This is a genomic window from Clostridium sp. TJA085 (genome assembly GCF_058310235.1).
Map to the genome: position 1 here is coordinate 38,502 of NZ_JBZEEZ010000007.1, position 14,188 is coordinate 52,689.

The window sequence follows — 14,188 nt, forward strand, 5'->3', positions numbered from 1 at the left end:
AACACGAAAAGGAGGTTAATAATGAAATTAAATGAAGTTGAGTTAGGGTCTATTGTGAAGGTAATTGATATAGAAGTAGATGGAGATCTTAGAAGAAGGTTTTTTGATATGGGAATAGTAGAAGGGACTTTAATAGAAGTTTTATACGAGAGTCCATTTAAAGATCCAAGAGCATATTTAATAAGAGGGACTGTAATTGCAATAAGAGAAGAGGATAGTGAAAAGATTAGTGTAGTTAATCAATTTTAGGAGAGGATTAAATTGGGACTAAATAAAAACTCAACTGGAATAAATATATTATCTTTAAATAATTATAAAAATAATACTAAAGAGAATTTTGTAATTGCATTAGCTGGAAATCCAAATGTGGGAAAAAGTACGGTTTTTAATGCATTAACTGGATTAAATCAGCATACTGGTAATTGGCCAGGAAAAACAGTAAGTAATGCGGAAGGATATTATGAATTTAAAAATAAAATTATTAAGGTAGTTGATTTACCAGGAACTTATTCACTATTATCTAATTCAGAAGAAGAGGAAATTGCAAGGGATTATATATGTTTTAATAAACCTGATTTAGTTGTTGTAATAGCTGATGCAACTTCTTTAGAGAGAAACTTAAATTTATTTTTTCAGATCTCAGAAATAAGTAAAAGAGTAATTTTATGTGTTAATTTAATAGATGAGGCTAAGAAAAAGGGTATAAATATAAATACTAAATTATTATCAAAAGAAATAGAAACATCAGTCATAGAAACAGCTGCAACAAAAGGAGTAGGTATAGAAGAATTAAAGGAAGCTATACTTATTGAAGTGTCAAGAGAAGAAAATGAAAAATGCTTAATAAAATATGATAATTATATAGAAAAAAATATTAAAGTTTTAAAAAATGTTCTAATGGAAGCTAATAATGAAATTACAGAAAAAGAAGGTAGATGGATAGCTTTAAGATTATTAGAGGGAGATAGCAGTATAAAAAATTCTATATACAATATATATAACTTTAATGAAAAGAATTTGGATATAATTTCATTAAAAGTTAATGAGATACTAGAAGAAAATAGAGATAAGATTATAGGGGATAAAATAATAAAAACTCTTATAGGTAAGGCTGAAAATCTTTGTAATAAAGTTGTAAAAGTAACGAATAAATATAATAATTTTCAAAGAAAAATTGATAAAGTATTAGTTTCTAAAATAACTGGAATACCTATAATGATAATTACATTGCTTGTTGTTTTGTGGATAACAATAACATTAGCAAATTATCCATCTTCTATGCTTGCAAATTTATTCGGATATGGTGAAGAGTATTTAAGAGATTTATTTTTAAATACATCTGTACCAAATTGGATTTCTGGAATTTTAATAGATGGTGTATATGTAACATTAGCATGGGTAGTTTCGGTAATGCTTCCACCTATGGCTATATTTTTTCCTATGTTTACTCTTTTAGAAGACTTAGGATACTTACCAAGAATTGCTTTTAATTTAGATAAGTGCTTTAAAAAATGCTGTTCATGCGGAAAACAAGCTTTAACTATGTGCATGGGTCTTGGATGTAATGCAGCTGGTGTAATAGGATGTAAAATAATAAATTCTCCTAGAGAAAGATTAATAGCAATTTTAACTAATGTATTTATGCCTTGTAATGGCAGATTTCCAATGCTTATATCTATAGCTACTATATTCATGGGAGGAATATCAGTAGGAATTAGTGGAAATTTAGTATCAGCAATTACTGTTACTGTTGTTATTATTTTTGGAGTTCTTATGACTTTTCTAGTATCTAAAATTTTATCTAAGACTATACTTAAGGGAGTTCCATCAAACTTTATATTAGAACTTCCTCCATACAGAAAACCTCAAGCAGGTAAAATAATAGTTAGATCAATATTGGATAGAACATTATATGTACTAGGAAGAGCGGTAGTTGTTGCAGCACCAGCTGGTGTTGTTATATGGGTATTTTCTAATATTAATGTTGGAGATAGTTCGCTTTTAACAGTATGTGCTGATTTTTTAGCACCTTTTGCTAATAGTATAGGTGTAGATGGATATATTTTAATGGCATTTATACTAGGCTTACCAGCTAATGAAATAGTTATGCCAATTATAATAATGAGTTATTTAAGAGCGACAACAATGCTTGAACTAGAAAGTTTATATGAGCTTAAAGACTTGTTAATAGCAAATGGCTGGACAATACTTACGGCTATTAATGTTATGATATTATGTTTAATGCATTATCCATGTGGAACAACGCTTTTAACTATAAAAAAGGAAACAAATAGTATTAAGTGGACTATTATAAGTTTTTTAATACCAACTGTTGCTGGTATATTTATATGTTTTTGTACAACACAAATTTGGAGATTGATCGTATAAAAAGTGGAGTATTTATAAATACTCCATTTTTTATCTCTTTGATAAATTTAATTTTATTCTTATATCTTCAGAATAAAACTTTTGTAATTTAAAGTTTCCTAAAAGTCTTGATGATATTCTTTCGCTATAATGTCTTGAAAGTTCAGCTAATGTGAAGTTAGTTGATATAATCATCTTTTTCTTTTTAAGCAGTTTTTTATTTATTAAATTAAATAATTCTGTAGCAACAAAATCATTAAGTTGTTCTGAACCTAAATCATCTATAATAAGAAGATCACAGTCTATAAGAAGTTTTTCCATATAAGTATTATTATTAAATCTTACTTCTTTTAATGCTTTTATTAATTCATCAGAAGTTTTATAAATAACTAAGAATCCTCGATCTAAAAGTTCTTTAGCTATACAATATGAAAGAAAGGTTTTTCCGCTACCTGGAGTTCCATAAAACAATAAGTTATCAGAACTATTACTGAAGTTTGGAATAAAGTCTTTCATTATGAATTCTAGATTATTTCTCATATTAGTTCTAGGAGAAAATTTTTCATAACTATCTTTTGATGATGAAAAGAGTTCAATATTAAAGTTACTAAAGTTGTTATCTTTAAGTATTTCTTCAAGTTCTGAATCTTTGTAATATAGTTTAGTTAGTTTTTCTCTATAACAATCACATTTTTCTATTCCTACATAACCTGTATCTTGACATTTATTACATCTATAATGCATATTTAAGTATTCAGGATCATATCCATATTGAACAAGCTTTTCACATTTTTTAGCTCTTATATCAATAATATTATCTTTAATTTCTTGAATTTGATCTTCAGTAGCGTTACTCTTTAAAATTGTCATAGATAATTTTAAAGAAAGTTTATGGATTTCATTATCTAAGTCAATTATTTCAGGATGTAGTGCTTTAATTTCAGCTCTACGTTTTTTTAAGTTATGAGTTTCTTCATTTCGAATTTTTTGATATACTTCCATTAATTCAGATTGATATCCCTTAATCATCTTTATCCCATCCTAACAGTTTTTTCTCTAAGGAGTCATAATCATACTCTCTTTGTTTAAAATCATTAAATCTGATAGCTTTTGGCTTGTTTTGATTATTAGAATTAAAATTGTTATTAAAGTTTTTATTTGACTTATTATGATTTTTATCTTTTAATGCAACATCTTCTATAGTTTTTATATCATTTTTATGCCAATTACCTAATATGCCATCTATGTATTTAAAGTCTGCTCTATTTAGTCTTTCAAAGCATATATCACAAGCTTTTTCTATTAAAGGCATTTGAAATTTATAAGTAAATATCCATTTTTCAAGCATTTCTTCTTGTGGTTTCATAACTTCGGATGATTTCATTCCAAGATATGATAAAATTCTTCTTATTTTAGTCCACTTATCTTCTGTTTGTTTAATTTGAGATTGAGCATCTTCTATAGTCTTTATGCCCATATCATTCCAAGCTTCAGCAACCTTTTCTATATATCTGAAATTAGTTTTTCCTTTTGAGGAACAATATTCTATTAATAATAGTATTAATTCAGATGGGAATGAAAAGTCCTTTTGCCAACCAAGATATATTTCCATTTCTTTGCTTGAAAGAGGTCTTGATAATATTTTTTCTATATCTTTAAGCATATCGTGTGTTTCAGAACTGTTTAGGGCCTCTAATATATTTATACTGTCTTTATTAAACTCTACATCTTCTTCTTTAAGGTCAATAAATTCTATATTAAAATTATTCATTTTATCTATTGGAACAAGTTTTAAAACACCCTCATCATTCCAGTAGTTTAATGCATTCATTATGTCAGACTCTAGCAAGTTTAATGTTGAAGCTAAAATTGAAGAATTAACTCCAAGCTCACCACTTACGTTATATTTTAACATTAACAAATAAACCTTAACAAATTCACCACGAGCTTTTGGCATGTATTTTTCTAGAAAGACATTGCTAACAGGGGTAAAATCTAAAGGTTTATTTTTAAGCATAAAAGTGCTCATTTAGATTCTCTACCTTTCAAATTAAATTTAATAGTTAAATTATATTATTTCATTTACGTAAACTAATTATAACAAAGGGAACATTATATAACAACTTAAGGAAAATCTTTGATATGAATAAAAATAATATCAATTGGAAAAATTAATTGATGTGTTAAAAAACTATAGAAAAGGAGATTTTTATGAGCTCGAGAAATATTAAGAAATTTATACTATTACTATTTATATTAATATCAGGAGCATTATTAATAAACAACTTTTTAGATTATAGAGCAAAAGGCTTTGAAGTATATTTAGGAAATGCTGTAATTGGTTATGGAAATAATAAAGAAAGAATTAAAGAAGATTACAATAAAATATTAGTGAGTATAAATGATAAATTATCAAAAGAAGAAAAAATAGATAAGAAAAGATTATCTTTTAAAAGAATTTATGAAGATGTTCAGCTTACGAACTATGATGAATTTATGAGTAGTATTATAAATTCACTGAATAATGAAGTAACATTAAAGTTATTAAGTATAGATGGTGTAAAGTTAGGATATGTTATTGATGAAAATCAATTAGAAGATGTTTTAAGAGAGGTTAGTAATATATATATTACTAAAAATAAAATAGATAATAAAAAAATTAATAACATAAATATAAAAGGTAATATAAATTTAAAAGATGAAAAGGTTAATTTATCAAAATTAGATAGAAGTGAAGATTTAGCAAATTCTATTATAGAAAGAAATGAAAAAGAATTATTAAAAGTTGAATTAACGGTAAAGGATAAATTAATAGTAGATGTAGAGCCATCAGTTAAAATTGAAAGAACTGATGATTTGTTTTTAGGAGAAAGTTATGTAAAAAGCAAGGGGGAAAGAGGGAGAAAGGAACAATACATAGAAACAATATATATAAATAATGAAAAGAAGAATAGTAAAGTTATTTCTGAAAATACAATAGTAGAAAGTAAAAGTAAAGTTATATGCAAAGGGACAAAAAATCCTTTGAATGGTAATACTCCATTTTTAATGAGACCTACTAGAGGAGATGTCATAACATCTAGCTTTGGTAAGAGATGGGGTAAAAATCATAATGGAATTGATATAGCAGGAAATACTGGAGAACCTGTAGTAGCTGCATTTGATGGTGTTGTTAAAAATGCATTCTTTGAGAGGAATGGTTATGGAAACATTGTTATTCTAGAACATGAAAATGGACTTGAGACAAGATATGCACATATGAGTAAGATAGATGTGAAGGAAGGAGAAAAAATTGAGAAAGGTGATGTTGTTGGAAAGGTTGGAAGTACTGGAAGAAGTACAGGGCCACACTTACATTTTGAATTAAGAGCAAATGGAAACCCTGTAAATCCTGAAGATTATATAGATTAATTATTTTAATATATTATTGAAAGATAAAATTCCATTACCAACAATATCTTTAGGTAAATCCTTTTTATCGCAAGCTAACTTTATTATAGATAAAACATCATTAAATGTATAAGATGGATTACTCTCTAATATTAATGCACATACAGAGCAAACAAATGCAACTGCTAAAGATGTTCCACTAAATGTTTTATAGTTAGAATTTAGCTTACTTGGATATACCTTAATACCATTTCTTTCGGAAACATATGAAGTATTACTATTTAATGATGCTATATTAGTACAGGATGCAACACAATTAGGTTTAATAATTTTATTGTACGGACCTTTTGATGAATATAAATAAGGTGTGACTGGTTTTGAGCTATTTACCCCACCTACAGTTATACAATTATTTAATGTTGCTATTCCTTTAATCATATCTTTTTCATAATTTACACTTCCACTTGGAACGATTGGTATTAAATTATGTTTTATTGCAACATTAAATACACATTTAAAGGCATCAATTATATAATAATTTAAATTTAAAAGTTCAAAAGGTAAACAAAGAATTCTTATATTTTTTTCTTCTGATAATTTTATTAAGCATTCAATACTATAAAGTACGTCAGAAGCATATCCTTTACCTAATTTGTCAAAGGCTTTATAACAAATTATATTACTTGATGGTGATATACCTTTATATAGATTATTAGAATTTAAACCACTAGAACACATTAATCCTGCTATTGCAGTTCCATGTCCGTTATCATCATAAGGATATTTAAATTCATTTATAAGATCAAAAAAATATTCTATTTTATTATTAGGGCTTAGAAGATCAGGGTGAGGAAAAACACCACTATCTACTAAGCCTATGTTTATATTCTTTCCTGAATATTTTGATTTATTAGTGTCGTATAAATTACAGTTATTTGCTGAAGTGACACTTATTCCACATAAAAATAAGTAGTCATCAAGAAATATACTTTCTACTTCTGGATATTCAATTAATTTTTTTATTTCATATTTATTTAAATTAGCAACAACTATATTACAATAATCTAGTGAATAAATTAAAGCACCTTTAAAGTGAGATATTTTCTTTACTATAGATGAAAATAAGTTTTTACACTTTACAAGGACTCTATATTTTTTATAAGAATTATTTTTTAATGCGATGTTTAGATTATAATCAAGTTTATTTTTAAAACTAAACATAGAGTTCTCCTAAAATATTATTACAATATCATAGTATAAATTTGATACAATAATTGTTAATAATATTTTATTTAATATAAAAATTATAAAAAATAAGCTATAGTAAGACTATAGCTTATATGTTTCTCCGACATTTATAATTTTGACGGTGTTATCTTTAAAGTTAACTAATGTATCATGAGTTTCATCAAAGTCTTCTAATGATATTTTAAATGTTTTATAATGAATAGGAATCATTATTTTACTTTTCATCATTTTAAACATTTTATAACTTTGCTCAGGATTACAATGCATATATTCAAATCTAGCGGGTTTATAACAACCTACTGGCATAAGTGCAACATCACATTCTATATCTTTAAATGCTTCGGTGTAAGCTGTATCTCCTGCAAAGAAAATTTTCTTATTGTTACCTTCAATAATATAGGAGTTACTCTCATCGTCTATACCAATATAAAATCTACGACCATCATGATTAGCTTGAATAGATTTCACTTTAATAAAATCATCTTCAAATGTATTACCAGATCTTAATAAGTGAACATTTTTATATCCTAGCTTTGATAAAATCCTTTTATAGCCTTTAGGAACTATAACAGTTGCATCTTTGTTTAACTTTTTAAGTTGCCTTAATGATGGAAAATGCATATGATCCATATGACCATGTGATAAAAGAATATAATCAAATTTTAATTCAGTAATATCAAATGGTTTTTCTATAACTCTTTTAAAATATCCTAATCTATTTGAAATAACAGGATCTGTTAAAATTAATTTTCCACCTAAATTTAGTATTGTTGTAGCATGACCGTACCAGTGTATTGAATCTTCATGGATTGGATCATTTGCAGATTTATCTCTATCATTAAAATATTCTCTCATATTTGTGTAAGTTAACTTAGATAAAAAATGAATGTTTTTAAATAAATTCATAAGTATTATCTCCTTAAGTGTTAGTTATCTTTTCCACTTAAATACTATAATACCTATAATCATAATTGCAATACCTAAAAAATCTTTTAAGGTAAAATTAAGTTTTTCAGTACCAAATAGTCCAAAGTAATCAATTATTGCAGCAGCAATAATTTGAGATATTAATATTACTCCTATAGCATAAGTAGTTCCAAGAGAACCTATACTCATCATAACAGTAAATATTATTACTACTCCAAGGACTCCACCTAAAAGGTATAGTTTGTTTGCGTTATTAAGTTCTTTAAAATTACCTTTACCAGCAAATGCAGTTATAATGACTGTAAGTATTAAACCTATTAATTGAACTAATACATTAGTTTCCCAAGTACCTATCTTCTCTCCAAGCTTTGTATTAAAAACTCCTTGAAGGCTCATTGAAATTCCAGATACTATTGCATAAATTATTCCTAACAATTGAATCACCTCAAAGTTAGTTTTACCAATTAAGTAAAAATTATAATAAAAAAAAGCTATAAGAAAATCTTATAGCCAAATGATTAATTAAATTGTTTAAATCCTTCTGTTATTTCATCTTCTGAAAATCCAAGAGAATTTCCAAGACTTAGTAAATCTTCGAATAAAGTTTCAAAATGATCTTCTGAACGTGATATGATTAAATCATTTATATCTATATAGAGATTAAGAAATTGATCACTTAAACAATATTCTGTAGGTTGCATAGAAATTTCAGTTACGTTGTCATATTCATTAGTAATTCCTATTGATAATACTTGTTGTAAACAAATTAAATACTTATTAAAAATCTTTTTCTTATCAAGATGAGAGTTTATATTTTTAGAATAGTTAAAGCAATCAGTTTCATTTGCAAGGTCACTAATCTTAATATGTAACTCTAAATTTTTACGAGATTTAATTTTATAATCATCTAAATCTGGATTAATAGTTATTTTATTATCAAGTTTTTTTTGAATTTTAAATAAATTGGAAACAAACATCAACGAATCCTCCCTGCTCTTAAAGCAATTATCTTTATTTATTTTACAAAAACTTTCAGTAGATGAAAAGGTCAGTAAACGAATACAAATAAAACTTTTTTGAAAATTTATAAAATTTCATAAAATTTAGAAATAAAATTAAAAAAATAAACTTCATTTATTTTAAATGAAGTCTTAATTAAAAAATAATTTAAAATGTTTTTAAATCAAAATCTTTTATTTTTAATTCTTTTTTATTATGTGGAACTTTCCATAATTCAAATTTATCTATTTTTAGTGTTTGATTTTCTAAATTTTTATTTATGGTAGATTTTAAATCAAAAGAATTTTTCTTATTATCTTTTGGAAGATAATTTAAGTTAGCTAAGGAAACAGATAATTTATCTATATTTTCTTCTCTAACATTAAATCCATGAAGTTTTAATGTATCTTTTAGACATCTTTCGATTTTTTTGATATATCCAACTCCATTTAAATTTATATTTATAGTCTTTAAATTTTCATTTATAGCAAATTCATCAGAAAGTTCTATTTTAAATTTCTTGTAAGGTTTTAAAACCTTTTCTATTACTGGTGTTAATTTTTCAATATTAGGATTATCTAATATTTCTAGTGCTATATATGGAGCAGGTGAATTTCTGTTTGCTCTAAACTTTTTTGATAAGGTTTTTTGAATAGGGTTTATAAATTCATATGAAGAATCATCAAATAATGCAACAATATAGTATCTCATATTTTACCTCGCCTAATATACTCTTTGATTTAATAACCAAACTTTTCTATAAATTATAACATAATACTTTAAAGAAAAAAACTAAAAGGAATAAATAAAAGGTTTTATCACATACTACTTATGTAACTTAAGTTTAGGAGGGATTTTTTATGAATCACAATTCAAGTATTAAATGTGTAGTTAATGAATGTAAATATCATTGCAAAGAAGATAATTATTGTACATTAGACACAATTATGGTAGGAAAACATTCTCATAAAGCAACTACAACTGAATGTACAGATTGTAACTCTTTTGAAGTTAAATAACAAAAATAACCATTTGGAGATAGATAAAAGCCCACAAAGCTTTTATCTATCTTATTTTTTGTCAAAAAAATATTTCAATAATGCAACTTTGTGTTATAATGATAAACGAACTATAAAAATTGATAATAGGATTATAATGTCTAATAAATATTTTTTTGATAAATAATATAATTTTGGGAATTTTAAGTATATAGAATCTAAAAATAAGGGTGAATTGGATGGAAAAGTTAGTTATAAATGGAGGAAGACCTTTAGTAGGGTCAGTTGATATAAATGGAGCTAAAAATGCAGCAGTCGCAATATTACCAGCAGCAGTAATTGCTAGTGAATCAAAGTGTGTTATAGATAACATACCAGATATTGAGGACGTACATTGTTTAGAAAGAATACTTGTAAGCTTAGGTTGTAAAGTTAGAAAAATTGATAATAATACATTAGAAATAGATAGCACAGAGGTTAATAATTATGATGCTTGTACTGAAGATGTAAGAAGAATGAGAGCATCATATTATTTTATTGGAGCACTTTTAGCAAGATTTAAAGAAGCAAGAGTTGAACTTCCAGGGGGATGTCCTATAGGTGTTAGACCTATAGATCAACATATTAAAGGCTTTGAAGCTCTAGGTGCAGATGTTACTATAGAACATGGTGCTGTAAAGGTTAAAGCTGATAGATTAGTAGGAACAAATATTTTCTTTGATGTTGTTTCTGTTGGAGCAACTATAAATGTTATGATAGCTGCTACAGGAGCAGAAGGAGTTACTACTTTAGAAAATGTTGCTAAGGAACCACATGTAGTTGATGTTGCTAACTTCTTAAACTCAATGGGAGCAAATATTAAGGGTGCTGGTACTGATATTATAAGAATTCAAGGTGTAGAAAAGTTCAAAGGTTGTGCATATAGCGTAATACCAGATCAGATAGAAGCTGGTACATTTATGATAGCTGCAGCTGCTACTAAAGGAGATGTAACTATAAAAAATGTTATACCAAAACACTTAGAATCAATAACAGCTAAACTTAATGAAATGGGTGCTAAAGTTGAAGAAGGTGATGATTCTGTAAGAGTTACATGTTCTGGAAAGTTAAAAGGAGTAAATGTTAAGACAGCTCCATATCCAGGTTTCCCAACAGATATACAACAACCAATGTCAACTTTATTAAGTATAGTGCCAGGAAGAAGTTTAATAACTGAATCAATATGGGAAAGCAGACATAAACATATTGATGAACTTAAGAAAATGGGTGCTAATATAAAGGTTGAAGGAAGAGTTGCTATAATAGATGGAGTTGAAAAACTTACTGGGGCGGTTGTTAAGGCAACTGACTTAAGGGCCGGAGCCGCAATGGTTATAGCTGGTCTTATAGCAGATGGTTCAACTGAAATAACAAGTATAGAGCATATAGATAGAGGATACCCTCATATTGAAGATAAGTTCAGAAGTTTAGGTGCTGAAATAGTAAGAGTTGATGTAGCAGAATAATTGGGGGCGAAGATATATAATGAAATTTTGTTCGCTTTATAGTGGGAGTAGTGGAAATAGTATTTTTGTAGGTAACGATAATACTAGAATATTAGTTGATGCTGGAATGCCAGGCAAGAAGATTGATGAAGCACTAGCAAAGATAGATCAAAATCCAAAAGATATAAATGGTATTTTTGTGACACATGAACATTCAGATCATATTAAAGGTGTGGGAGTTTTATCAAGGAAATATGATATACCTATATATGCAAATGATAAAACATGGGAAGCCATGAAAGGATCGATTGGCAAAATAAAAGAACACAATATAAAAATAATGGACAGAAGAAGTACGGTAATTATAAATGATTTAGAGATTAAATCATTTGTAATACCTCATGATGCTATTTCTCCAGTTGGATATACAATAAAGTCAAAAGATAATTTAATAAGTATTGCAACTGATTTTGGTACATTTACTGAAGAAATAAGAGATAATATAAAAGATTCTAATATTATACTTTTAGAATGCAATCATGATGTTAGTATGCTTAAATTTGGTCCTTATCCTTACAGTCTTAAGAGAAGGATATTAAGTGAAATAGGACATTTATCAAATGATGATTGTGGAGAAGCCATTGCTGAAATTATAAAGCATGGTAATGATAAAAAAATAATATTAGGTCACTTAAGTGGTACAAATAATCATCCAGACTTAGCTTATCAGACAGTTTTAACTTCTTTAGCCGAAAAAGGTATTGAAGAAGGTTTGGATGTTAAAATTTCAATGGCTAGTAGACATGAACCTAGCTCATTAATTAACTTATAATAAGAAGGAAAGAGGGAGAATGAGATGAGTTTATACAAAAATTGGACTGACATGGTTGTTGAATATGTAAAAACAAAAGGTGAAAAAGCTTTTTGGGAAGAGTATGGTAAGATAGAAACAAATATTTATAAAGATTTATTATCAAACCACAAAGAAGTTAAAAAAACAACAATAAATAATTTAGCTAAAGAACAAAATACAACTGAAGAATTCGTAATGGGATTTGTTGATGGAATAAATGATAGTTTAAAAGTTCCATATGATTTAGAAACTATAGATGGAAACACTGAATTAGTATTAGATATAGATTTTGAGAAATTATATTTTAATATGTTAGATGCAAAAGCTGATTATTTATTTAATTTACCACAATGGGATGGAATTTTTTCAGAAGAAAAGAGAAAAGAAATTAAAAAAGCATATAATGATTCAAAGACAGTAAGAAATGAAGAAAAGATAGGCAGAAACGATCCATGTCCATGTGGAAGCGGAAAAAAATATAAGAAATGTTGTGGAAAATAATTTAGACATTTAAAAGCTCATAAGATTTTATGAGCTTTTCTTAATATTTAGAACAAGTTATATTAAATTTATATTTTTTTTTATTTTTATATAAATATTTAGGAGGTTTTGTATTATGGATAAAAATGTTATATGGGCAAATGAACAAAAGATAACCAGAACTGTACAAGCTATAAATAAAAATAATATGAACGGATACTATGCAAAAGATAGAGAAGAACTTATAAGAATTATAGAAGATATAGTAAGTGAAAATTCCTTAGTTTCATGTGGAGGTTCTATGACTCTTTTGGAAACTGGTGTAATGGAACATTTAAGGAGCGGAAGATATAAGTTTTTAGATAGGTATAAAGAAGATATTACAAGAGAAGAAGTTGTAAATATGTTTAAGGAATCATTTTTTGCTGATGCATATTTTACAAGTAGTAATGCTGTTACTGAAAATGGGGAACTTTATAATGTAGATGGAAATGGAAATAGAGTTGCAGCAATGCTTTATGGACCAGAAAAGGTTATAGTTATTTGTGGAGTAAATAAAATAGTAAAGAATGTTGAAGAAGCAATAAAAAGAAATAGAGAATGTGCTGCACCAATAAATGCAAAAAGATTAAATAAAGAAACACCATGTTCAAAGGTTGGATATTGCATGGATTGTAAAAGTAAAGATAGAATATGCAATGAGTATACTTTAATAAAAAGACAAAATAGAAAAGAGAGAATGCACATAATATTTTTAAATGAAAACTTAGGATATTAAAAAACATATGCACTAGTTAATAAAGTATAACTATACTTAATTTTTTGAACGCAAGGAGATACTTTCAAAATAAAATTAAAATAACTAGTGCATTTAACTATTATAAATATATGATTTTGGTTAAAACATTATTACATAATTTCAAAAATGTTTAGTTTAGGAGGAAAAAATGAACATAACATTAGTTACTGTAGGTAAATTAAAAGAAAAATATTTAAAACAAGCTATTGATGAATATTCAAAGAGGTTAGGAAGATACTGCAAACTTGATATAATAGAACTTCCGGATGAAAAAACTCCTGATAATGCATCAGAGAAAGAGGAAATTCAAATAAAGGAGAAAGAAGGTAGATTAATACTTTCAAAAATAAAGGATAATTCCTACGTTGTAGCTATGGATTTACAAGGTAAAGAAATTACATCAGAGCAGTTTTCGAGTTTTATAGAAAAGTGTGGAGTTACTGGTAATTCAAATATAGTATTTATAGTTGGTGGAAGCCTTGGTCTTTCTGATGAAGTGAGAAGAAGAGCAGATTATAAGTTATGTTTCTCTAAGATGACTTTCCCACATCAGCTATTTAGAGTTATGCTTTTAGAACAAGTATATAGAGCTTTTAGAATAATGAACAATGAACCGTACCATAAGTAACGGTAAATATTATAC

Annotated in this window: 16 protein-coding genes; 9 read left to right on the forward strand and 7 right to left on the reverse strand. The window is 26.7% G+C overall.

Features of this window, described 5'->3' with window-relative positions; translation table 11 throughout:
• Positions 1-21 precede the first annotated feature (21 nt).
• Both AC4FQW_RS12865 and feoB read left to right on the forward strand, forming a co-directional pair.
• The gene (locus AC4FQW_RS12865; RefSeq protein WP_303130610.1) at positions 22-249 is read left to right on the forward strand and encodes a FeoA family protein; all 228 of its coding nucleotides are present in this window, start codon (positions 22-24) and stop codon (positions 247-249) included.
• Positions 250-261: 12 nt separating this feature from the next.
• Positions 262-2,388: a ferrous iron transport protein B gene (gene feoB, locus AC4FQW_RS12870; protein WP_491149459.1), complete on the forward strand. Its 2,127-nt coding sequence runs from the start codon at positions 262-264 to the stop codon at positions 2,386-2,388.
• 30 nt (positions 2,389-2,418) lie between these two features.
• Here feoB and AC4FQW_RS12875 read toward each other — a convergent pair whose 3' ends face one another.
• Positions 2,419-3,396, reverse strand: coding sequence for an ATP-binding protein (locus AC4FQW_RS12875; protein ID WP_303130612.1), 978 nt, complete (start codon positions 3,394-3,396; stop codon positions 2,419-2,421).
• A complete protein-coding gene (locus AC4FQW_RS12880) occupies positions 3,389-4,396 on the reverse strand; it encodes a DnaD domain protein (RefSeq protein ID WP_303130614.1) in 1,008 nt (335 codons plus the stop codon). The genes AC4FQW_RS12875 and AC4FQW_RS12880 overlap by 8 nt, the downstream gene beginning before the upstream one ends.
• A gap of 182 nt (positions 4,397-4,578) precedes the next feature.
• On the opposite strand from AC4FQW_RS12880, the gene AC4FQW_RS12885 reads away from it, so the two are divergent.
• Complete coding sequence (locus AC4FQW_RS12885) at positions 4,579-5,778, forward strand: peptidoglycan DD-metalloendopeptidase family protein (protein ID WP_491149460.1); 1,200 nt, start codon at positions 4,579-4,581, stop codon at positions 5,776-5,778.
• Here AC4FQW_RS12885 and AC4FQW_RS12890 read toward each other — a convergent pair whose 3' ends face one another.
• The 5 genes from AC4FQW_RS12890 to AC4FQW_RS12910 form a co-directional block, all read right to left on the reverse strand.
• On the reverse strand, positions 5,779-6,978 hold the full coding sequence (locus tag AC4FQW_RS12890) for a S8 family serine peptidase (RefSeq protein WP_491149461.1): 1,200 nt from the start codon (positions 6,976-6,978) through the stop codon (positions 5,779-5,781).
• A gap of 108 nt (positions 6,979-7,086) precedes the next feature.
• Positions 7,087-7,911, reverse strand: coding sequence for an MBL fold metallo-hydrolase (locus AC4FQW_RS12895; protein WP_303130618.1), 825 nt, complete (start codon positions 7,909-7,911; stop codon positions 7,087-7,089).
• A gap of 24 nt (positions 7,912-7,935) precedes the next feature.
• On the reverse strand, positions 7,936-8,367 hold the full coding sequence (locus tag AC4FQW_RS12900; protein ID WP_491149462.1) for a DMT family transporter: 432 nt from the start codon (positions 8,365-8,367) through the stop codon (positions 7,936-7,938).
• A gap of 83 nt (positions 8,368-8,450) precedes the next feature.
• A complete protein-coding gene (locus tag AC4FQW_RS12905) occupies positions 8,451-8,909 on the reverse strand; it encodes a dUTP diphosphatase (protein WP_303130621.1) in 459 nt (152 codons plus the stop codon).
• A 190-nt stretch (positions 8,910-9,099) separates the two neighbouring features.
• Positions 9,100-9,642: a hypothetical protein gene (locus tag AC4FQW_RS12910; protein ID WP_303130622.1), complete on the reverse strand. Its 543-nt coding sequence runs from the start codon at positions 9,640-9,642 to the stop codon at positions 9,100-9,102.
• A gap of 149 nt (positions 9,643-9,791) precedes the next feature.
• Between AC4FQW_RS12910 and AC4FQW_RS12915 the strand changes: the two genes are divergently transcribed.
• The 6 genes from AC4FQW_RS12915 to rlmH all read left to right on the forward strand — a co-directional run bounded on the left by AC4FQW_RS12915 (position 9,792) and on the right by rlmH (position 14,173).
• Positions 9,792-9,950, forward strand: coding sequence for a DUF1540 domain-containing protein (locus AC4FQW_RS12915; RefSeq protein ID WP_491149464.1), 159 nt, complete (start codon positions 9,792-9,794; stop codon positions 9,948-9,950).
• Between the two features lie 218 nt (positions 9,951-10,168).
• The gene (gene murA / locus AC4FQW_RS12920; RefSeq protein WP_303130624.1) at positions 10,169-11,434 is read left to right on the forward strand and encodes a UDP-N-acetylglucosamine 1-carboxyvinyltransferase; all 1,266 of its coding nucleotides are present in this window, start codon (positions 10,169-10,171) and stop codon (positions 11,432-11,434) included.
• A 19-nt stretch (positions 11,435-11,453) separates the two neighbouring features.
• Complete coding sequence (locus AC4FQW_RS12925) at positions 11,454-12,245, forward strand: MBL fold metallo-hydrolase (protein ID WP_491149466.1); 792 nt, start codon at positions 11,454-11,456, stop codon at positions 12,243-12,245.
• 24 nt (positions 12,246-12,269) lie between these two features.
• The gene (locus tag AC4FQW_RS12930) at positions 12,270-12,767 is read left to right on the forward strand and encodes an SEC-C metal-binding domain-containing protein (protein ID WP_303130626.1); all 498 of its coding nucleotides are present in this window, start codon (positions 12,270-12,272) and stop codon (positions 12,765-12,767) included.
• Between the two features lie 115 nt (positions 12,768-12,882).
• The gene (locus AC4FQW_RS12935) at positions 12,883-13,524 is read left to right on the forward strand and encodes a lactate utilization protein (RefSeq protein ID WP_303130628.1); all 642 of its coding nucleotides are present in this window, start codon (positions 12,883-12,885) and stop codon (positions 13,522-13,524) included.
• Positions 13,525-13,693: 169 nt separating this feature from the next.
• Positions 13,694-14,173 (forward strand): 23S rRNA (pseudouridine(1915)-N(3))-methyltransferase RlmH, encoded by a 480-nt coding sequence (gene rlmH, locus AC4FQW_RS12940; protein ID WP_491149469.1) that lies wholly within the window; start codon positions 13,694-13,696, stop codon positions 14,171-14,173.
• Positions 14,174-14,188 lie beyond the last annotated feature (15 nt).